Origin of the sequence: Micromonospora sp. NPDC049900 (assembly GCF_044461025.1) — a bacterium.
In the GTDB taxonomy this organism is placed as follows: domain Bacteria; phylum Actinomycetota; class Actinomycetes; order Mycobacteriales; family Micromonosporaceae; genus Micromonospora.
Map to the genome: position 1 here is coordinate 1 of NZ_JBITKM010000009.1, position 18,728 is coordinate 18,728.

At 72.4% G+C, this 18,728-nt stretch carries 19 protein-coding genes; 13 read left to right on the plus strand and 6 right to left on the minus strand.

What is annotated here, in order from left to right:
• Positions 1 to 95 (plus strand): acyl-CoA dehydrogenase family protein (locus ACIBMZ_RS20065; RefSeq protein ID WP_363795502.1); only part of this gene is annotated, 95 nt, incomplete at its 5' end.
• Positions 96 to 154: 59 nt separating this feature from the next.
• Here ACIBMZ_RS20065 and ACIBMZ_RS20070 read toward each other — a convergent pair.
• On the minus strand, positions 155 to 802 hold the full coding sequence (locus ACIBMZ_RS20070; protein ID WP_396695877.1) for a hypothetical protein: 648 nt from the start codon (positions 800 to 802) through the stop codon (positions 155 to 157).
• Between the two features lie 23 nt (positions 803 to 825).
• On the opposite strand from ACIBMZ_RS20070, the gene ACIBMZ_RS20075 reads away from it, so the two are divergent.
• On the plus strand, positions 826 to 1,350 hold the full coding sequence (locus ACIBMZ_RS20075; RefSeq protein ID WP_396695879.1) for an acyl-CoA thioesterase: 525 nt from the start codon (positions 826 to 828) through the stop codon (positions 1,348 to 1,350).
• Positions 1,351 to 1,521: 171 nt separating this feature from the next.
• Positions 1,522 to 3,510, plus strand: a complete 1,989-nt coding sequence (locus ACIBMZ_RS20080) for an acetoacetate--CoA ligase (RefSeq protein ID WP_396695881.1) — start codon at positions 1,522 to 1,524, stop codon at positions 3,508 to 3,510.
• A gap of 119 nt (positions 3,511 to 3,629) precedes the next feature.
• Here ACIBMZ_RS20080 and ACIBMZ_RS20085 read toward each other — a convergent pair whose 3' ends face one another.
• The gene (locus ACIBMZ_RS20085; protein WP_396695883.1) at positions 3,630 to 4,319 is read right to left on the minus strand and encodes a TIGR03089 family protein; all 690 of its coding nucleotides are present in this window, start codon (positions 4,317 to 4,319) and stop codon (positions 3,630 to 3,632) included.
• A gap of 151 nt (positions 4,320 to 4,470) precedes the next feature.
• Here ACIBMZ_RS20085 and ACIBMZ_RS20090 point away from each other — a divergent pair, with 151 nt between their 5' ends.
• Positions 4,471 to 5,616, plus strand: coding sequence for a glycosyltransferase family 4 protein (locus ACIBMZ_RS20090; protein WP_396695885.1), 1,146 nt, complete (start codon positions 4,471 to 4,473; stop codon positions 5,614 to 5,616).
• 47 nt (positions 5,617 to 5,663) lie between these two features.
• Positions 5,664 to 6,755 (plus strand): mannose-1-phosphate guanylyltransferase, encoded by a 1,092-nt coding sequence (locus ACIBMZ_RS20095; protein WP_396695887.1) that lies wholly within the window; start codon positions 5,664 to 5,666, stop codon positions 6,753 to 6,755.
• Here ACIBMZ_RS20095 and ACIBMZ_RS20100 read toward each other — a convergent pair.
• Positions 6,724 to 7,338, minus strand: coding sequence for an NUDIX hydrolase (locus ACIBMZ_RS20100; protein ID WP_396695889.1), 615 nt, complete (start codon positions 7,336 to 7,338; stop codon positions 6,724 to 6,726). The genes ACIBMZ_RS20095 and ACIBMZ_RS20100 overlap by 32 nt on opposite strands.
• 318 nt (positions 7,339 to 7,656) lie before the next feature.
• On the opposite strand from ACIBMZ_RS20100, the gene ACIBMZ_RS20105 reads away from it, so the two are divergent.
• The gene (locus ACIBMZ_RS20105; protein WP_396695891.1) at positions 7,657 to 8,643 is read left to right on the plus strand and encodes an ArsR/SmtB family transcription factor; all 987 of its coding nucleotides are present in this window, start codon (positions 7,657 to 7,659) and stop codon (positions 8,641 to 8,643) included.
• 25 nt (positions 8,644 to 8,668) lie between these two features.
• Here the strand turns inward: ACIBMZ_RS20105 and ACIBMZ_RS20110 are convergent, their stop codons facing one another.
• Both ACIBMZ_RS20110 and cofD read right to left on the minus strand, forming a co-directional pair.
• Positions 8,669 to 9,757 (minus strand): coenzyme F420-0:L-glutamate ligase, encoded by a 1,089-nt coding sequence (locus tag ACIBMZ_RS20110; RefSeq protein WP_396695893.1) that lies wholly within the window; start codon positions 9,755 to 9,757, stop codon positions 8,669 to 8,671.
• Positions 9,754 to 10,722 carry a 2-phospho-L-lactate transferase gene (gene cofD, locus ACIBMZ_RS20115; RefSeq protein WP_396695895.1) on the minus strand — a complete coding sequence of 323 codons (969 nt, stop codon included), beginning with the start codon at positions 10,720 to 10,722 and terminating at the stop codon, positions 9,754 to 9,756. The genes ACIBMZ_RS20110 and cofD overlap by 4 nt, the downstream gene beginning before the upstream one ends.
• Before the next feature lie 98 nt (positions 10,723 to 10,820).
• Here cofD and ACIBMZ_RS20120 point away from each other — a divergent pair, with 98 nt between their 5' ends.
• From ACIBMZ_RS20120 to ACIBMZ_RS20145, 6 genes are all read left to right on the plus strand, one after another.
• The gene (locus ACIBMZ_RS20120) at positions 10,821 to 11,813 is read left to right on the plus strand and encodes a hypothetical protein (protein ID WP_396695897.1); all 993 of its coding nucleotides are present in this window, start codon (positions 10,821 to 10,823) and stop codon (positions 11,811 to 11,813) included.
• An 82-nt stretch (positions 11,814 to 11,895) separates the two neighbouring features.
• Positions 11,896 to 14,436, plus strand: coding sequence for a bifunctional FO biosynthesis protein CofGH (locus tag ACIBMZ_RS20125; RefSeq protein WP_396695899.1), 2,541 nt, complete (start codon positions 11,896 to 11,898; stop codon positions 14,434 to 14,436).
• A 160-nt stretch (positions 14,437 to 14,596) separates the two neighbouring features.
• Complete coding sequence (locus ACIBMZ_RS20130; RefSeq protein WP_396695901.1) at positions 14,597 to 14,884, plus strand: hypothetical protein; 288 nt, start codon at positions 14,597 to 14,599, stop codon at positions 14,882 to 14,884.
• A 179-nt stretch (positions 14,885 to 15,063) separates the two neighbouring features.
• Complete coding sequence (locus ACIBMZ_RS20135) at positions 15,064 to 16,458, plus strand: DUF4331 domain-containing protein (RefSeq protein ID WP_396695903.1); 1,395 nt, start codon at positions 15,064 to 15,066, stop codon at positions 16,456 to 16,458.
• A 186-nt stretch (positions 16,459 to 16,644) separates the two neighbouring features.
• On the plus strand, positions 16,645 to 16,941 hold the full coding sequence (locus ACIBMZ_RS20140) for a phospholipase (protein ID WP_396695905.1): 297 nt from the start codon (positions 16,645 to 16,647) through the stop codon (positions 16,939 to 16,941).
• A gap of 448 nt (positions 16,942 to 17,389) precedes the next feature.
• On the plus strand, positions 17,390 to 17,647 hold the full coding sequence (locus tag ACIBMZ_RS20145) for a WhiB family transcriptional regulator (RefSeq protein ID WP_013731688.1): 258 nt from the start codon (positions 17,390 to 17,392) through the stop codon (positions 17,645 to 17,647).
• Between the two features lie 75 nt (positions 17,648 to 17,722).
• Here the strand turns inward: ACIBMZ_RS20145 and ACIBMZ_RS20150 are convergent, their stop codons facing one another.
• Positions 17,723 to 18,172: a metallopeptidase family protein gene (locus ACIBMZ_RS20150; protein WP_396695908.1), complete on the minus strand. Its 450-nt coding sequence runs from the start codon at positions 18,170 to 18,172 to the stop codon at positions 17,723 to 17,725.
• A 150-nt stretch (positions 18,173 to 18,322) separates the two neighbouring features.
• Between ACIBMZ_RS20150 and ACIBMZ_RS20155 the strand changes: the two genes are divergently transcribed.
• Positions 18,323 to 18,694 (plus strand): DUF3499 domain-containing protein, encoded by a 372-nt coding sequence (locus ACIBMZ_RS20155; protein ID WP_176092711.1) that lies wholly within the window; start codon positions 18,323 to 18,325, stop codon positions 18,692 to 18,694.
• Positions 18,695 to 18,728: the final 34 nt, after the last annotated feature.

Consider the following 18,728-nt stretch of genomic DNA (forward strand, 5'->3'; position numbering starts at 1 on the left):
AGCGGATGATGCGCGACGCCAAGATCACCCAGATCTACGAAGGCACCAACCAGGTCCAACGCATCGTGATGGCCCGCCAACTGCTGAAGGACTGACGACGGAGGGCTCCGCCCGGCGGCCACGGCCACCGGGCGGAGCCCTTCTCTCCGTTCGATCAGTTGGTCGCGTCGTCCCGTCGCGGCAGGCTGCCGGGCGGCGCCGACCAGGGCGAGGTCCCACTGGTGCGCCGGGGCAGCGGCTCGGTCGGCGTGTCGTCCGGGTCCGGGTAGCCGAGGCTCAGCGGCTCGGTGTCCCGTTCCGCCGACGGCGGCGGCCACTCGGTCACTGGCAGGTCCTGGGTCGTCGCCTCGGTCGGCGGCGGCACCACCGGTGCGGGCGTCGGCCAGCGCCGCCACCGCTGCCCGCTGAACGTCGCCATCACCAACAGCAGGCCGATCAGGAACAGGGTGCCGTTCTGCACCGGCAGCCGCAGCGGCAGCGGGTCGCCGAGGAACTCCCAGTCGGCCGGGATGCGCTCGCGGACCCGGAAGGGCGCCACGAACAGCCCGACGTACGGGGTGATCAGCAGCAGCCCGGCCACCAGCGGGCCGAGCGGTGAGATGCGCAGTGTGCCGAGCAGGCCCAACACGATTCCGCCGACGGCGAGATAAACGGCCGGTTCGATCAGGTTTGCCGTGTTCGAGGTGCCGATCTCCACCCACCGGTCGACCGTCCCGGCCGACCCGTCCTGGCCCAGGGTGACCAGCACCCAGGTGACCGGTGCCACCACCAGCCCGGCGAGGAAGCTCCACAGATGTCGCATCCGCGCACCGTACCGTTTCCGCCATGACCGAGCACCCCTCCGCCGCGCCACCGGGCAAGCCGACGTCGTACTCGCGCGTGACCCTGAGTCGGATCATGACGGCGGTCGACGTGAACCTCTACGGCACCGTGCACGGCGGGGTGCTGATGAAGTTCGTGGACGACGTCGCCGGTGCCGCCGCGGCCCGGCACAGCGGCGGTACGGCGGTCACCGCCGCGATCGACGAGATCGTCTTCTCCGAGCCGGTCCGGGTCGGCGACCTGATCCACGCGTACGCCCAGATCAACTGGACCGGATCGACGTCGATGGAGGTCGGCGTACGGGTGATGGCCGAGCGCTGGGACTCGGCCGAGGCGGAGGCGGTGCGGGTGGCCACCGCGTACCTCGTCTTCGTCGGTGTCGAGGTGGGCGGCGCGCCACGGGCGGTGCGGCCGGTGCTGCCGGAGACGCCGGAGGACGAACGTCGCTGGCGCGAGGCGGAGATCCGCCGTGCCCACCGGCTGGCCCGCCGCCGCGCCATCCAGCACGCCCGGGGCGAGTCGGGCTGAGCGGTCGCCGTGGGGCCGTGGCCGTGGGGCCGTGGCCGTGGGGCCGTGTGTTAGCAGGGGACCCCTGCTCTACCGCAGGCGTTAGGAGGGTGCCCTTCCTTGCAAGCTAGGGCAGGATGACGCCACGGCCCACCGCACAGCGTCGTGTCGGGCCAGGGGAGGAGTGGACCAGTGACGGACGTGTTGTGGACGCCGCCGACGGACGTGCTCCAGCGCTCACGCATCGGGACGTACCTGCGGTGGCTGGCCGAGCACCGGGGCCTTGAGTTCGCCGACTACGACGCGCTGTGGCGGTGGTCGGTCACCGACCTGGACGCCTTCTGGCGCTCGATCTGGGACCACTTCGAGGTCGTCGCGCACACCCCGCCGACCGCCGCCCTGGCCACGCGTGACATGCCGAGGGCGCGGTGGTTCCCCGACGCCACGCTCAACTACGCCGAGAACGTGCTGCGGATGCCCGGCCGGGCCGACGACGACCCGGTGGTGATCGCGCACTCGCAGACCCGTGCGCCGGTCACCCTGACCGCCGCCGAACTGCGCGAGCAGGTCCGCCGGGTGGCCGCCGGGCTGCGCCGACTCGGCGTGGGCACCGGCGACCGGGTGGCCGTGTACGCGCCGAACATCCCCGAGACGTACGTGCTGCTGCTGGCCACGGCGAGCCTCGGCGCGATTTTCTCCTCCTGCGCGCCGGAGTTCGGCACCCGCAGTGTCACCGACCGCTGGCAGCAGATCGAGCCGACCGTACTGGTCGCGGTGGACGGCTACCGCTACGGCGACAAGCCGGTGGACCGGCGTGCCGAGGTGGCCGCGATCCGCGCCGCACTGCCGTCGGTACGGCACACGGTGAGCATCGCCTACCTCGACCCGTCCGGCCCGACCCCGGCGGGTGCGCTCTCCTGGGCCGACCTGGCGGCGCCGACGGACGAGCCCGCGACGTTCACCCCGGTGCCGTTCGACCATCCGCTGTACGTGCTCTACTCGTCCGGCACCACCGGGTTGCCCAAGCCGATCGTGCACGGGCACGGTGGCATCCTGCTGGAACACCTCAAGATGCTCGCCCTGCACCACGACCTCGGTCCGGCCGACCGGTTCTTCTGGTTCACCACCACCGGCTGGATGATGTGGAACTTCCTGGCCTCCGGTCCGGCGGTGGGCGCGACGATCGTGCTGTTCGACGGCAACCCGGGCCACCCGGACCTGGGCGGGCTGTGGCGGCTGGCCGAGGAGACCGGCACCACGTACTTCGGCACCTCGGCGCCGTACCTGCTGGCCTGCCGCAAGGCGGGTCTGGTGCCGCGCGAGATCGCCGACCTGTCCGCGCTGCGCGGGCTGGGTTCGACCGGTGCGCCGCTGCCCGCCGAGGGCTTCACCTGGGTGTACGAGACCGTCGGCACAGACCTGCAACTCCAGTCGCTGTCCGGCGGCACCGACGTCTGCACCGGCTTCGTCGGCGGGGTACCGCTGCTGCCGGTGCACGCCGGTGAGATCACCTGTCGGGCGCTCGGCGCCAGGGTGGAGGCCCGCTCGGCCGACGGCACCCCGGTCATCGGCGAACTGGGCGAACTGGTGATCACCGCGCCGATGCCGAGCATGCCGGTGGGCTTCTGGAACGACGCCGACGGGAGCCGCTACCGGGAGGCGTACTTCGACGTCTACCCCGGAGTCTGGCGACACGGCGACTGGATCACCATCAACGCGCGCGGCGGCTGTGTGATCACCGGCCGTTCCGACGCCACCCTGAACCGGGGCGGCGTACGTCTGGGCACCGCCGAGTTCTACTCGGTGGTGGAGGGGCTGGACGAGGTCGTCGACTCGCTGGTGGTGCACCTGGAGGACGACCAGGGCGGTGCCGGTGAACTGCTGCTCTTCGTGGTACTCGCCGACGGCCTGACCCTCGACGACGACCTGCGCGCGGCGATCTCCCGCGAGCTGCGAACCGCCCTCTCCCCCCGGCACGTGCCGGACGAGATCCACCAGGTCCGCGCGGTGCCCCGCACCCTGTCCGCGAAGAAGCTGGAGGTCCCGGTGAAGAAGATCCTCACCGGTACCCCGGTCGATCAGGCCGCCGCCAAGGGCGCACTGGCCAACCCCGACTCCCTGACCGCCTTCGCCACCCTCGCCCAATCCCGCCCCACCCCCACCCCGCCCCCGTCCCGTTGATCAAGAGGTTTGCGCCGCGTTCGAGCGGGATTCTGACGCAAACCCCTTGATCAACGAGCTTCCGTGCCCGTCGCACGTGGCCCGACCCGTCGATTACGGGGTGGGGTGGGGTGAGGGTGTCAGGGGAGGGTGTGGGTGGCTTTCTCGGTGGTGGCTCGGGCGGGTAGGCGGGCGTGGTCGGGGTGGGCGCAGAGGACGGTGGTCGCGCGCGCGGTGAGCGGGGCGAGCAGCCAGTCGACCGGGTCGGGCAGGGCGTCCACGTCGATCAGGACCCGCTCGCCGGGGGAGATGCCCAACTCGGCCGCTCGGGCCGTCGCCCGCTCACGCAGCGTGACGTGGTCCGGCCCGCCTGGCGGGTACGCGCCGAAGTGGTCGCCGTGTGCGCGTACCTCGGTCACGTAGTCGGCGAAGCCGGCCGGCACCTCCCGCAGCGGCAGCGCGAACGGGTGCAGGGCGAGCGCGTACCGGTCGCCGGCCGACCAGGCGTCCGCCTCGGCGGCGCGGTCGGCGGTGGCGAACAGGACGTCCACGGCACCGGGTCGATCGGCCACGGTCAGCCCGGCCGACCAGCAGCCGAGCAGCACGGCGGCGGTCTGCCAGTGTGGTGGCAGCAGCACCGCCGCAGTGTCACCGGGGGCGAGTGACAGTTCGTCGACGAGCAGGTTGGCGGTCTTGGCCACCCAGTTCGTCAGCGTGGCGCCGGAGAGTTCGGTGCGCTCGCCGGTCGCGTCGTCGTACCAGGTGAGCAGCGGGCGGGTCGGGTCGGTCGCGATCGCGTCGGGCAGGACGCGGGCAATGTTGTCGGCCATCGGCGCGAACGATACGCCGCCGCCGCCCGTACTCGATGACAGTCACAAGTCGGCGAACCGTCGGGTCGGAGTCAGCGTCCGCACTCGGCACCGGCGTAGGCTTGCCCGAAGTGTTGTTCCCCACAGTCCCGCCACCACAAGGAGTCGCCCCGTGACCGCCGGTCGCCCGCCCCGCGTGCTCATCGACGCCACGAGTGTCCCCGCCGACCGCGGGGGCGTCGGTAGATACGTCGACGGTCTGCTCGGCGCCCTCGGCAAGGTGTGCGGGTCGGCGGTGGAACTGGTCGTGGTCAGTCTCCGCACCGACCTGGACCGCTATCGCCGGATGCTGCCCGGAGCCGAGATCGTCCCCGCACCCGCCGCCGTCGCGCACCGTCCCGCCCGGCTCGCCTGGGAGCAGACCGGTCTGCCCCTGCTGGCGCAGCAGGTCGGTGCCGAGGTGCTGCACTCGCCGTTCTACACCTGTCCGTTGCGGGCCGGCTGCCCGGTCACGGTGACCCTGCACGACGCGACCTTCTTCACCGAGCCGGAGCACTACGACAAGTCCCGCCGGACGTTCTTCCGCAGCGCGATCAAGACCTCGCTGCGCCGGGCCAACCGGGTGATCGTGCCGAGCAAGGCCACCCGGGACGAGCTGATCCGGCTGCTGGACGCCGATCCGACCCGGATCGACGTGGCATACCACGGTGTCGACCACGACGCCTTCCACGCTCCCGGCGACGAGGAGAAGGCCCGGGTACGCGCCCGGCTGGGACTGGGTGGCAGCAGCTACGTGGCCTTCCACGGCGCGAAGGAGCCGCGCAAGAACGTGCCGAACCTGATCCGTGGTTGGGCGCGGGCGGTCGCCGACCGGGAGGACCCGCCGGCGCTGGTGATCGCCGGTGGGCAGGGGCACGACGACGACATCGACCGGGCTGCCGCCGACGTGCCGTCGCACCTGCGGCTGCTGCGTCCCGGCTATCTGCGCTACGCCGACCTGCCCGGCTTCCTCGGTGGAGCCCTGGTGGCCGCCTATCCGTCCTACGGGGAGGGTTTCGGCCTGCCGGTGCTGGAGGCGATGGCGTGCGCCGCTCCGGTGCTCACCACGCCCCGACTGTCCCTGCCCGAGGTGGGTGGCGACGCGGTGGCGTACACCAGTGAGGACCCGGACCAGATCGCCACCGACCTGGCCGCGCTGCTCGACGACGAGCCGCGCCGGTTGTCGCTGGCCAAGGCCGGGTTCGACCGGGCCAAGGAGTTCACCTGGGAGTCGAGCGCCGAGGTGCACATCGCCGCCTGGTCACGGGTGCGGGCCTGACGTGGCAACCCGGCCCCCGGGACGGGCGGTTCGGGCATGATGTCCTAGTGATCTATGTCGTCATTCCGGCGGGTGGCAGCGGCACAAGGTTGTGGCCGCTGTCCCGCTCCGGCCACCCCAAGTTCCTCCACCCGTTCACCGGCACCCCGGCCTCGTTGCTCCAGGCGACGGTGGAGCGGGCGGCGCCGCTGACCACTCCGGAGCGGACCATGGTGGTCACCGGGGCCGCGCACGCGGCGGCGGTGGCCCGTCAGTTGACCGGCCTGCCCGAGGAGAACATCCTCATCGAGCCGTCGCCGCGCGACTCCTGCGCGGCCATCGCGCTCGCCGCTGCGGTGATCGCGGTACGCGACCCGGACGCGGTGATGGGGTCGTTCGCGGCGGACCACCTCATCGGTCAGCCGGAGCAGTGGGTGGAGACGGTCCGGGCGGCGGTCCGGGGTGCGGATCAGGGTCTGCTGATGACCGTCGGGATCACCCCGACCCGGGCGGAGACCGGCTACGGATACCTCCAGACCGGTGATCCGGTGGGCGACGGTCCGATGCGTCCGGTCGTCGAGTTCAAGGAGAAGCCGAACGCCGAGGTGGCCGAGGCGTACGTCCGGTCCGGTCGGTATCTGTGGAACGCCGGCATGTTCGTCTGGCGGGTGTCGGCGTTCCTCGCCGAACTGGCCCGCCAGCAGCCCGCCCTGCACACGGGGGTGACCGCGATCGCGGCGGTGTGGGGCACCCCCGAGCAGGACGACGTGCTCGGCGCGGTGTGGCCGACGCTGCCGAAGATCTCGGTCGACTACGCGGTGATGGAGGGCGCGGCGAGCGCCGGCCGGGTCGCCACCGTGCCGGGCGACTTCCGCTGGAACGACGTGGGTGACTTCCACACCCTCGGTGAGGTGCTGCCGACCGACGACGACGGCAACGTGGTGCTCGGTGGCGACGTCAAGGCCGAGGTGCTGCTGCGCGACAGCAGCGGGTGTGTGGTGGTGCCGCAGTCCGGGCGGATGGTGGCCGGCGTCGGCGTGCACGACCTGATCGTGGTCGACACGCCGGACGCGTTGCTGGTCTGCCCGCGTGGACGCGCCCAGGACGTGAAGGCGATCGTGGACGAACTCAAGGCACGGGGTGAGGACAGGCTCGTCTGAACGCGGCCAGCCCGGGTGTCATGAGCCGGGCGGTCCCGCCGGCCAGCGGTTGCGGTAGCTGGTCCGGCGGGAACCAGCCGAGCGCCTCGGACTCCGCGCTCACCGTCTCCACCGCGCCGGGCGGGGCGAAGACGGCGAAGCGTACGTCGTGGTGCAGCGACCCGCCCTGGCAGCCGACCTGGTGCACGTCCACGTCGATCGGCACCGGGTCCACCCGCAGGCCGGTGATGCCGGACTCCTCGGTCGCCTCGCGGAGCGCGGCCCCGGCCAGCGTCCCGTCGCCCGACTCGCAGTGCCCGCCGAGTTGCACCCAGCGGTGGAACTTGCGGTGCAGGCAGAGCAGCACCCGGGTGCCGGTCGCGTCGAACAGCAGGGCGCTGGCGGTGACGTGTCCGGCCCGGTGCTCGCGGCTCATCGCGACCGGTCCGGCGGTCAGCAGGGCGAGGGTCCGGTCCCGCGCGGTCGCGGCGTCCGAGCTGGTCGGCGTCCATCCGGTGAGGACCGTCGACGCGTCGTCGTGCAGCGCGGACCAGCCGCTCTCCGGGGCCTGCGGGTGCTCGTCGGTTGCATGAGGCGTCGACACGGCCCCTCCTTCCGTCCCGCACAGCGTACGGGCGGGCGGGAGGGGAGTTGCGGGGCGGGACGGTTGACGGCCGGGCGACACCCCTGCGGAAGCGTTGAGCCGCAGACCCTCGTGTGGTGCCGCCCGGCCGTGCCTTGCCCCGGCCCCCGGACTCCGCAGGGGACGTGTGTCGTCCCTTGCGGCACGCAGAGCATGGCGGACCCGGGCGTCGGGAGTCGAGGTCTTTTAGCCCACGCTTAACGGACCAAGGCGATGTGCCCCAGGTAAAGTGCCAAGCGTCGCCGGACGTCCCTCAGCCGGGTGACGGGGAGTCGTTCCATGCTGAAGATCCACTTCTCCGGCGAGGACATCCTCCGGACCAGAGTCGCGCCGGCTGCGGACCCGATCTGGGAAGTGGTGCTGAGCCTGCACCTGCTGCCCGGACGCAGCCGGGACCCGCTGCTCGCCGGTTGGCGACGTGAGGTCATGCGTGGCCTGCGCCGGCAGGATGACGCCGACGGACTGCGGTTGCTGCTGACGTTGAACCCGCCGCGTGGCTACTTCCCGGACTTCCTCACCCCGTACGAGAGCGTGGGCGGGTTCGAGGCCGGGATGGAGGCGCTGCGGCGTACCCCGGCGACGTTGCTGCACCGCGACCTCAGTCGGCTGGCCAGCGGTCGGAGCCTGCCCACCGGGGCCGACGCCCTGGCCCGGGGTGAGCCGCGGGCGCTGGACGACCTGACCGACGCGATGAGCCGGTACCGCGACCTGGCCCTCGGCCCGTACTGGGAGCGGGTGCAGGCGGCGGTGGACGCCGACCGGAGCCGCCGGGCGCGGGCCATGCTGGACGGCGGGATCGAGGGCCTGCTGACCTCCCTGCGGCCGGGCGTGCGCTGGGAGTCCGGGGTGCTGCACATCCCCGACTATCCGAACAGCCGCGAACTGCACCTGCGGGGTCGGGGACTGCTGCTGGTGCCGTCGTTCTTCTGCGCGAAGACGCCGGTGGCGCTGGTCGACCCGGAGCTGCCGCCGGTGCTGGTCTATCCGGTGGACCGGCTGGGCGGACTGGCCGTCGAGGCCGACGCGACCGGCGCCGGGCGCACGGCGTTGGCCGCGCTGCTCGGCCGGACCCGGGCCGCGGTGCTCGCCGCCACCGACGGCGGGTGCAGCACCGGCGAGCTGGCCCGCCGGTTGCGGATCTCGGCGGCGGCGGCCAGCCAGCACACCACGGTGTTGCGCAACGCCGGTCTGCTGGTGAGCCACCGCGACCGCAACACCGTCCTGCACACCCCCACCCCGCTGGGGCGCGCCCTGCTCAACCCCTGACCGGCGGAAACCCGGCGTCGGGTGCTCAGAGGGCCAGGGAGGCGGCGGCGGTGGTGGCCGGTGGCGGGGGGAGGAGTTGGGAGGGGACGTGGTGGGCCGCGAGGGCGGTCCGCAGCCGCTGCACGTCGGTGCCGAACCGGACCAGTTGGACCGGACCGACCGGGGTGGGCGGGGAGCAGAGCACCAGGCCGGTGGCACGCTCCGGCCAGCCGGGCACGGTATGGACCAGTCCGGCGCGTACGTCGTCGTCGACGACCTGGGTGAACACCGTGCCGGGTGCGACGACGTCGATGACCGAGGCGATCGCCGCGGCGACCGTAGCCGGGTCGGGCCGTGCCTCGCCGGGGCGGTCCGGCAGGTGCGCGGCCTCGGCCAGCCCCGCCGCCCGGGCCTCGGCGGTGCCGAGCGAGAACAGGTCCATCGACGCGTCCCGCACCAGCACCCGGGCACCCTCGCCGTCGTCGTCCTGCCCGGCGGTCAGGTAGCCCCGGATCACCGCGACCGGCATCTGGTCGCACTTGCCCTTGATCAGTTCGCCCGCGCCGGCCAACTCGTCGACCACGGCCATCTGGGTCAGCACCAGCTCGTTGCCGTACGGGTCGACCTCGCCCCGGTGGTCCCGGATCGCGTCCATCCCGGCCACGCCGAGGGCCACGTCGGTGAGCCCGTTGCGCCACGGCCGACCCATGGTGTCGCTGATGATCACGGCGACGTTCACGCCGTGACGCGCCCGCAGCCCGGCGCGCAGTGCCCGGGCCGAGGCGTCCGGGTCCTCCGGGAGCAGCACCAGCCGGGTCTTGTCGACGTTCGAGGCGTCGATGCCGGCCGCCGCCATCACGAAGCCGTGTCGGGTCTGCACGATCCGGGTCGGGCCGCGCGACGCCACCACCCGGACCGTCTCCGAGGCCAGCACCTCGTCCCGGGCGGCCTGCCGATCCGGGCCGTCGGCGGGCACGTCCACCAGCCGACCCTCCGCCTTCGAGACGATCTTGCTGGTCACCACCAGCACGTCGCCGTCGCGCAGCCACGGTGCCGCGCCTGCGATGAGCGCCGCCAGGTCGTCGCCCTCGGTCACGTGGCCGATGCCCGGCACCGGCAGGATCTCCAGTCTCACGTCAACTCCACCGCGGCGCGGACCATCGCCGCCGTCGCCGCCTCGTCGGTCATCCGCAGCGGCACCGCGCGTACGGTCACGCCCGGCACCTCCGTGCCCGCATCCTCCTCGGCGACCAGCCATCCGTCGAGCAGGCCACCGGTGGCCCGGCTGCCGTACAGCCCGCCGACCCCGGCGGCGGTGCACGGCACGTCGACCACCGAGAGGCACCGGTCCGCCATGCCGCGCACCGGGGCGCCACCGATGATCGGCGACACCCCGACCACCGGTGCCGGACCGCCGGTCAGCGCCTCCCGCACGCCCGGTACGGCGAGGATCGGCGCGATGCTGACCACCGGGTTGCTCGGCGCCACCAGCACCACGTCGGCACCGGCGATCGCCTCCGTCACGCCGGGTGCCGGCTTCGCGGCCTCCGCGCCGACGAACACGAACCGGTGCGTCGGCACCTGGGCCCGGTACCGGATCCACCACTCCTGGAAGTGGATCGCCCGCTGCCCGCCGGTGCCGTCGCCGGTCTCGTCGGGCAGGGTCACCACCACGTGCGTCTCCAGGCGGTCGTCGGTCGCCGGCAGCAGGCGTACGCCGGGCTGCCAGCGGGTCGCCAACGCGTCGGTCACCTGGTGCAGCGGGTACCCGGCGTCGAGCATGGTGCTGCGTACCAGGTGGGTGGCCAGGTCCTTGTCGCCCAGCCCGAACCAGGTCGGCTCGGCACCGTACGCGGCCAGCTCGGTCTTGACCGTCCAGCTCTCGCCGGTACGACCCCAGCCGCGCTCGGGGTCGGCCCCGCCGCCGAGGGTGTACATGACGCTGTCCAGGTCCGGACAGACCCGGAGCCCGTGCAGGCGCAGATCGTCGCCGACGTTGACCACGGCGGTCACCTCGGCACCCACCTCACGGGCGTACGCACGCACCCCGAGCAGGAACCGGGCACCCCCGATTCCGCCGGTCAGAACCACGACACGCATCAGCCCATCCTCGCCTACGTGACGCCTCCGACGGCCAGTCGCCCAGGGAGACTAGGCTCACGTCGGCATCTGTCCGCTTTCGCCCCCAGGGAGAGTTCGTGACCAGCCCCGTGGAGCATCCGCCCTCCGAACCGACCCCGGCCCGTCAGGTGACCGGGCCGCTTCGGGAACTCGTCGCCCTCGTGCTCCTGGGCGCGAACGCCGTCTTCCTCTTCGTCACGCTGATCCGGTTGATCACTCCGCAGGGCGCCTACAGCACGGTGACCGGCCGGGCGGGCAGTGCGTTCTTCGGCTTCGTCGGGCTGGAGGCGATCGTCCTGCCGCTGCTGGCGGTGCTGCTCGCCACCCACCTCGCCCCGGTGGTCGGCAAGGCGAAGCTGATCACGCAGGTGGCCCTGGTCGAGTACGCGGTCAGCGTCGTGTTCGGCGGTCTGACGCTGCTGATCTGGACGGTCGGTCGGCTGGCCGAGGCGCAGATCTTCGACGCCCTGACCGGCGTCATCACCCGGGCGGCCTGGGTGGCGTTGTTCGGCGCGGCGGCGTACGTGGTCTGGACCGTCTGGCGGCGGCTCTATTACGTGCCCAAGCCCAAGCAGGAGCCCGGCCTGTACGGCACCCCGCAGCAGGGCTGGGCCCCGCAGGGCACCCCGGGACAGCCCGGTGGCTACCCGGGTGGGTGGCCGCAGCAGCCCGGTCCGACCGGTGGATGGCCCGGTGGCGAGCAGTCCGGTGGCTTTCCCGGCCAGGCCGGCTACCCGGGCGCGGGCCAGCCCGCCGGTTACCCCGGCCAGCAGCCGGGCGGTTACCCCGGCGCTCAGCCGGGCGGGGAGCAGCCGGGGTGGCCGGTGGCGGGTCAGGCGCCCGGCGGGCCGTCGTCCGCCCCGCACACCTGGCCGCCGCACGGCCAGCCGGTCGTGCCGGCGCAGCCACCGGCTCCGACCTCTCCGGCGGCACCGCCGTTCGGGCAGCCCCCGTCGGCCGACCCGACCCAGACCATCCCGCGTCAGGGCACCGAGCCGGGCCAGGCGGTGCCGCCGCCGGGCGAGGGCGACCGCACCCAGCGGATCGACCCGGGCGACAAGCCCGCCTGACCGCCGTACGACCAGCCGGGCGGCCGGGTGCGGTTGCCCACGTGGGGGGTGTGCGGCCGGCGACAGCGCCTAGGCTGGGCGGATGGTTGATCGCAGCGAGCCTGGCCCTGCGGAGGCGGCTGTCCGGCGGGCCCTGCGCCGGGCCGCCGCCGGCCGGGCGCTCGACGTCGACGAGGCGTCCGCACTGCTGAGTGCCCGGGGCACCGCCCTCACCGAACTACTCGACGTCGCCGGGGCGATCCGGGACGCCGGGCTGCGGGACGCCGGGCGGCCGGGCGTGGTCACGTACTCGAAGAAGGTCTTCGTGCCGCTGACCCGGCTCTGCCGGGACCGCTGCCACTACTGCACCTTCGCCACCGTGCCGCACCGGTTGCCGGCGGCGTTCCTCGACCGCGACGAGGTGCTCGCCATCGCCCGCGCCGGTGCGGCGCAGGGGTGCAAGGAAGCGCTGTTCACCCTCGGTGACCGGCCGGAGGAGCGCTGGCCGGCGGCCCGGCAGTGGCTGGACGAGCGCGGCTACGAGTCCACCCTGGACTATCTGCGCGCCTGCGCGGTGGCGGTGCTGGAGGAGACCGGCCTGCTGCCGCATCTGAACCCGGGCGTGCTCTCCTGGTCGGAGTTGCAGCGACTCAAGCCGGTCGCGCCCAGCATGGGGATGATGCTGGAGACCACTGCGACGCGGCTCTGGTCGGAGCCGGGCGGCCCGCACTTCGGCTCGCCCGACAAGGAACCGGCCGTGCGGTTGCGGGTCCTCGACGACGCCGGCCGGGTCGGTGTCCCGTTCACCACCGGCATCCTGATCGGCATCGGCGAGACGCCCGCCGAACGGGTGGACGCGATCTTCGCCATCCGGCGGGCGCACCGGGAGTACGGCCACCTCCAGGAGGTGATCGTGCAGAACTTCCGCGCCAAGCCGGACACCGCGATGCGCGGGATGCCGGACGCGGAGCTGCACGACCTGGCGGCCACCGTCGCGGTGGCCCGGCTGCTGCTCGGCCCGAAGGCCCGCATCCAGGCACCGCCGAACCTCATCGCCGGTGAGTACGACCTGCTGCTGCGCGCCGGCATCGACGACTGGGGCGGCGTCTCCCCGGTGACCCCGGACCACGTCAACCCGGAACGCCCGTGGCCGCAGCTCGACGAGTTGGCGGAGCGCACCGCCGCCGCCGGATTCGAGCTGCGCGAGCGGCTCACGGTCTACCCGGAGTACGTCCGGGCCGGCGAGCCGTGGCTGGACCCGCGCCTGCTGCCGCACGTCACCGCGTTGGCCGAGCCGTCGACCGGGCTCGCCGTGGCGTCCGCGCGGCCGGTCGGCCGTCCCTGGCAGGAGCCGGACGAGACCTTCGGTGGGCGGACCGACCTGCACGTCGACATCGACCGCACGGGGCGGACCGAGGACCGGCGGGGCGACTTCGACCACGTCTACGGGGACTGGTCGGAGGTGGCGGCCAAGGTCGCCGTACCGTCGTCGGAGGCCGACCCGTCCGGCCGGTCGGCTGCCCTCGGCTCCGGCGACGCCGACCTGCGGGCCGGGCTGCGGCTGGCCGCCGAGAACCCGGCGGCGCTGCTCGAACCCCGGCACGCCGACGCCGCGATGGCGTTGTTCGGCGCGGACGGTCCGGCCCTGGACGAGCTCTGCCGTAGCGCCGACGACCTGCGGCGGGACGCGGTCGGCGAGGACGTCACGTACGTGGTCAACCGCAACATCAACTTCAGCAACGTCTGCTACGTGGGCTGCCGGTTCTGTGCCTTCGCGCAGCGGGAGCGGGACGCCGACGCGTACCGGCTGTCGGTGGAGCAGGTCGCCGACCGGGCGCTCCAAGCGTGGGACGCCGGAGCCGGTGAGGTCTGCATCCAGGGCGGCATCGACCCGAAGCTGCCGGTCACCATCTATGCCGACCTGGTCCGGGCGATCAAGGCGCGGGTGCCCCGCATGCACGTGCACGCCTTCTCCCCGATGGAGATCGTCACCGCCGCCGCCAAGGCCGGGGTGCCGGTGAAGGAGTGGCTGACCGGGCTGCGCGAGGCCGGGCTGGACACCATCCCGGGGACGGCGGCGGAGATCCTCGACGACGAGGTGCGCTGGGTGCTGACCAAGGGCAAGCTGCCGACCGCCGCGTGGGTCGAGGTGGTCAGCACCGCCCACGAGCTGGGCATCCGGTCCAGCTCCACGATGATGTACGGCCACGTGGACCATCCCGGGCAGTGGTTGGCGCACTTCCGGGTGCTGGCCGGGGTGCAGGACCGCACCGGCGGGTTCACCGAGTTCGTGGCGCTGCCGTTCGTGCACACCAACGCCCCGATCTATCTGGCCGGTATCGCGCGACCCGGGCCGACCTGGCGGGAGAACCGGGTGGTGCACGCGATGGCCCGGGTGCTGCTGCACGGCCGGATCGACAACATCCAGTGCTCCTGGGTGAAGCTCGGTGACGAGGGCACGGTGGAGATGCTCCGCAGCGGCTGCAACGACCTGGGCGGCACGTTGATGGAGGAGACCATCTCGCGGATGGCCGGCTCCGGCAACGGTTCGGCGCGGACCGAGGAGCAGTTGCGGGCGATCGCGACGGCGGCCGGTCGTCCGGCGCGTAGGCGTACGACTGCGTACGGTCACATCAGCGCCTAGCGTCGAACCTTCACGCGTCCCCGGCCGTACCTGTCGATGCCGGCGGCGGGATCGGCGAGGACCGCCGCCGGCACCCGAGATTCGGGGGCCTTCGCGGTCCGTGCGGCGACCCCCGTCCGTCCTTGCGGGCGCGTGTGCGCCGCCGCCGGAAAGGTTGGCCATGATCACTGAGAGAAGGCGGACGCGGCAGTGGCCGCGACTGACCCGTCGGCAGACGTTGACGGCTGCGGCCAGTGCCACGCTCGGCGCGGCAGCCCTGGCGGTGCCGGGTCTCTCGGCCGCCGGTGACGACGACAAGGGCAGCGCGGCCGGCGCCGACGAGACGATCGTGGTGCACCTGCGCGACGCCCGCTCCGGCACGATGGACGTCTTCGTCGGCCAGTCCCGCATCGAGGTGCGGGATCGTGGTCTGGCGGACCGGCTGCGCAAGGCCGCCGCCCGACGCTGAGTCCGCCCACCCGACCTCCGCCCGCCACGCCGGGCGTCCCCGACCGCCGCGTCCGTCAGCGGCGCGCAGCGGTCACCCGCCACCGCCGTACCGGCGGTCGCGTCCCCCGGTCCGGCGCGGGCTCTCGGCGCCCGGCCGTCCGTCCAATGCACACTTTCGCCCAGTGAGGTGGGTTCGTCATGTCTTCACACCGCGAGGCGCCGGAGATCGCCAAGGATCCGGTCGCCGATTCGTCGGACCTGTACGCCTTCGTCACGCCGGACCGTCCGGACACGGTGACGCTGATCGCCAACTACGTCCCGTTGCAACTGCCTTCGGGGGGACCGAACTTCTTCGAGTTCGGCGACGACGTGCGCTACGAGATCCACATCGACAACAACGGTGACGGTCAGCCGGACGTCACCTACCGTTTCGAATTCACCACCGAAATCACGAACCCGAACAGTTTTCTCTACAACACCGGGCCGATCGATTCGCTGGACAGCGAGAACTGGAACCGGCGGCAGTTCTACAGCCTGACCCGGATCGCCGGTGGACGGGAACAGCGGCTGGCACGCAAGCTGCCCTGCCCGCCGTGCAACGTCGGCCCGCTCTCCACCCCGAAGTACGGCGATCTGGTCCGCCAGGCCACCTTCTCGCTCTCCACCGGGGAGAAGGTCTTCGCGGGGCAGCGCGCCGACGGCTTCTTCGTCGACCTCGGGGCGATCTTCGACCTCGGTACGCTGCGCCCCTTCCAGCAGTTGCACGTGGCCGGGAAGAAGATCTTCCGCGAGCCCGGTGAGCCGGTCAACGCCACCGACCGACTCAACGTGCACAGCCTCGCCCTCCAGGTGCCGCTCGGCCGGGTGCGCCGCCAGGCGAACCGCTACCACTGGCAGGAACCCGCCTCGGTGATCGGCGTCTGGACCACGGCGTCCCGCCGTCAGGTGCGGGTGCTCGGCGACAAGGTGGCGGCGGACACGAACACCGGGCCGTTCACCCAGGTGTCCAGGTTGGGCAACCCGCTGTTCAACGAGGTCATCGTGCCGATGGCGCAGAAGGATCTGTGGAACACCCTGCCGCCGTCGGAGGACAAGCGGTTCGCCAAGTTCGTCGAGCGGCCCGAGTTGGCGGCTCTGCTGCCGGTGCTCTACCCCGGCGTCTTCCCCAACCTGGACAAGCTGAACAAGTCCGAGAAGGCGCGGGCGGACCTGGTCGCGATCCTGCTCACCGGCCTCCCCGAGGGTCTGATCGACGGCTTCACCAACGCCACCGGGGACGTGCAGGCCGACATGCTGCGCCTGAACACCGCGATCCCCCCGGCACGTCGGCCGAACGCCATCGGCGTGCTCGCCGGTGACCTGGCCGGTTTCCCGAACGGTCGGCGGGTCACCGACGACGTGGTGACGATCGCCCTGCGGGCCATCGCGGGCCTGACGGTGCCGCTGGTGGACCGGAGGTTCCAGCCGGACGAGGCAGCCGCTGCGGTGACCCCGGGGCTGAGCGCCGCCGACGTGACCGCACCCTTCCTGCGCAACTTCCCCTTCCTCGGTACGCCCTACGACGGCTTCAACAACCCCGGAGTGTCGGCATGAGCGAGCGGAGCGAGCGAATCATCGGCGCAGTGGTGTGCCGGCGCGGAGCGAGGCGGAGGACGGCATGAGCGAGCGGAGCGCGCGAATCATCGGCGCAGTCGGGTCTCGTGCCGGCGCGGAGCGGAGCGGAGTGTCGGCATGAGCGGGCATGTGCACACATACGGTCCGACGGGGACCGGGACTGTCGTGCTCGACCTGGGCGGGGACACCGGTGCCCTGATCGTGCACACCGGACGCGACCTGCTCGGCCGGGAGATCGAGGTCAGCCGGCCGGAGCGCCAGGGTGAGCCCCGGACCCACTCGGCCGTACGTGAGCGGCAGGTCCTGGACGGCACCTTCCACAGTGCGGTCTACCCGGACCTACCGGCCGGTACCTATACCGTCTGGTGGGACGACGATACGCCCGCCGGGATGGTCCGGGTGGGCGGTGGTGTGGTCACCGAATTCACCTGGCCCACCAGCCCTTCCGGCTCCTCTGACTGACTGATCAGGCTTCCGCGCGACTGCGCCCCGTCCACGATGTGGACGGGGCGCAGTCGTCGTCTACCGGCTCGATGGGCGGTCCCGGCCAAGTCGGGCTAATCTTGCGGGTCAAGATCAACCGATCTTGACGGGTGGCCTCCCAGAGGCCGGCGCGGAGCGGGATCACCCCTGTCTCGGGCCGCGCGCCACGGGAGAAAACTCGGGCAACTCGCCGGAGAGGGCGTTACTCGGTCGGGGTCTGAATCGATAGGGCAGGGCGAGGCCGGGTGCGTGTCGGGAGGGCGACTCCATTATCAAGTTTGGCTTGACGCCGCACGCATTACACGCGTGTAATTTGAATGGGGTTGTTCGCACGAACCGCAGCAAAACGGGACCGGACGGACAAGCACGCCTTTCGCGTGGGGGGTTGCAGCGGCGATGGCGCCGGTGCGCGACAAGGAGGCAATTGATGGACGGCCAGCTCGAGGCGGCCGACCTGCTCGGAAACGCGCCGGAGTGGCAGGAGCGAGCGCTCTGCTCGCAGACCGACCCGGAGGCGTTCTTTCCCGAGAAGGGCGGCTCGACCCGCGAAGCGAAGCGCATCTGCTCGCGGTGCGAGGTCAAGACCGAATGCCTCGAATACGCTCTCGGCCACGACGAGCGGTTCGGGATCTGGGGTGGGCTCTCCGAGCGTGAGCGGCGCAAGCTCAAGCGGCGAGCAGCCTGAGTCGTCGGGAAGGGACGGTCGGGGGACGTCCCGCCCCGGGGGTGACGACGCGCCGTGGGGGGTCACGGCGGTCGGTCAGGCCAACTCGTCCGGGTCGACGCCGAGCAGGTTCGCCACCTGCTCGATGATCACGTCGTGTACCAGGTCGGCGAGATCCTCCCGGTCCATGGCCCGGAACTCCAGCGGACGGCGGTACAACACGATGCGGGGTGGCACCTCCTGGCGTCCCGGCCGACCCGGCAGCAGCCGGGCCAACGGCACCTCGCCGTCCTCCAGCACGTCGGTGTCATAGACGTTGAGGTCCGGCGGGACGTCCTCGACGGCGAACTCCACCCCGGCGAGTTCCTTGGCGAAGCGACGCTCCAGCGTCTCGACGGTGTCCAGCACCAGATCGTCGAAGATCTCCGCCTTGGTACGCGCCAACGGCACGGTGGCCGGCACCAGCCGCCCGCGCAGACCGCGTCCGTGCCGGTCGCGGTGCGAGCGCCGGCCGGGGCCGGGGCGGCGGTTCTCCGGACTCGTCATGAGCCAAAGGGTAGCCGCCACCACGCCCCTGCCCGCAGCAGCGCCGCCACCTGGCGTGCCGTGCCCCCGAGCCGAAATGTGATCACCAAGACGGGCGTGTCGTAACGCGAACCGGTGCGCCGGACCCGGTAATGGGGATACCCTGCGCCCGTGAGGTCACCACGGCGCTGCTCCCGTAACGGCTGCCCCCGGCAAGCGGTCGCCACGCTGACCTATGTCTACAACGAGTCGACCGCAGTGGTGGGTCCGCTCGCCGCCTTCGCCGAGCCGCACACGTACGACCTGTGTGAGCCGCACGCCCGCAGCCTGACCGCCCCCCGTGGCTGGGAGGTGGTCCGGCACGAGGGGGAGTTCGAGCCTCCGCCGCCCACCACTGACGACCTGGTCGCGCTCGCCGAGGCGGTCCGCGAAGCCGCCCGCCCGGCACCCCGCCCGCCACAGGACGACCAGACCCAGCAGGCCGCACCCCCCACCACCTCGTCCCGCCGAGGCCACCTCCGCGTAATCCCCCCCACCCACTGACCCACCCCCACCCACCACCCCACCCACCCGCCTC

Bases quoted from the DNA above. Each gene is read 5' to 3' on its own strand.
- ACIBMZ_RS20075 (WP_396695879.1), top strand. From the start codon at position 826: ATGACCGAGCACCCCTCCGCCGCGCCACCGGGCAAGCCGACGTCGTAC.
- ACIBMZ_RS20135 (WP_396695903.1), top strand. From the start codon at position 15,064: ATGTCTTCACACCGCGAGGCGCCGGAGATCGCCAAGGATCCGGTCGCC.
- ACIBMZ_RS20070 (WP_396695877.1), bottom strand. From the start codon at position 802: ATGCGACATCTGTGGAGCTTCCTCGCCGGGCTGGTGGTGGCACCGGTC.
- ACIBMZ_RS20145 (WP_013731688.1), top strand. From the start codon at position 17,390: ATGGACGGCCAGCTCGAGGCGGCCGACCTGCTCGGAAACGCGCCGGAG.
- ACIBMZ_RS20150 (WP_396695908.1), bottom strand. From the start codon at position 18,172: ATGACGAGTCCGGAGAACCGCCGCCCCGGCCCCGGCCGGCGCTCGCAC.
- ACIBMZ_RS20105 (WP_396695891.1), top strand. From the start codon at position 7,657: ATGCTGAAGATCCACTTCTCCGGCGAGGACATCCTCCGGACCAGAGTC.
- ACIBMZ_RS20130 (WP_396695901.1), top strand. From the start codon at position 14,597: ATGATCACTGAGAGAAGGCGGACGCGGCAGTGGCCGCGACTGACCCGT.
- ACIBMZ_RS20085 (WP_396695883.1), bottom strand. From the start codon at position 4,319: ATGGCCGACAACATTGCCCGCGTCCTGCCCGACGCGATCGCGACCGAC.
- cofD (WP_396695895.1), bottom strand. From the start codon at position 10,722: ATGCGTGTCGTGGTTCTGACCGGCGGAATCGGGGGTGCCCGGTTCCTG.
- ACIBMZ_RS20125 (WP_396695899.1), top strand. From the start codon at position 11,896: ATGGTTGATCGCAGCGAGCCTGGCCCTGCGGAGGCGGCTGTCCGGCGG.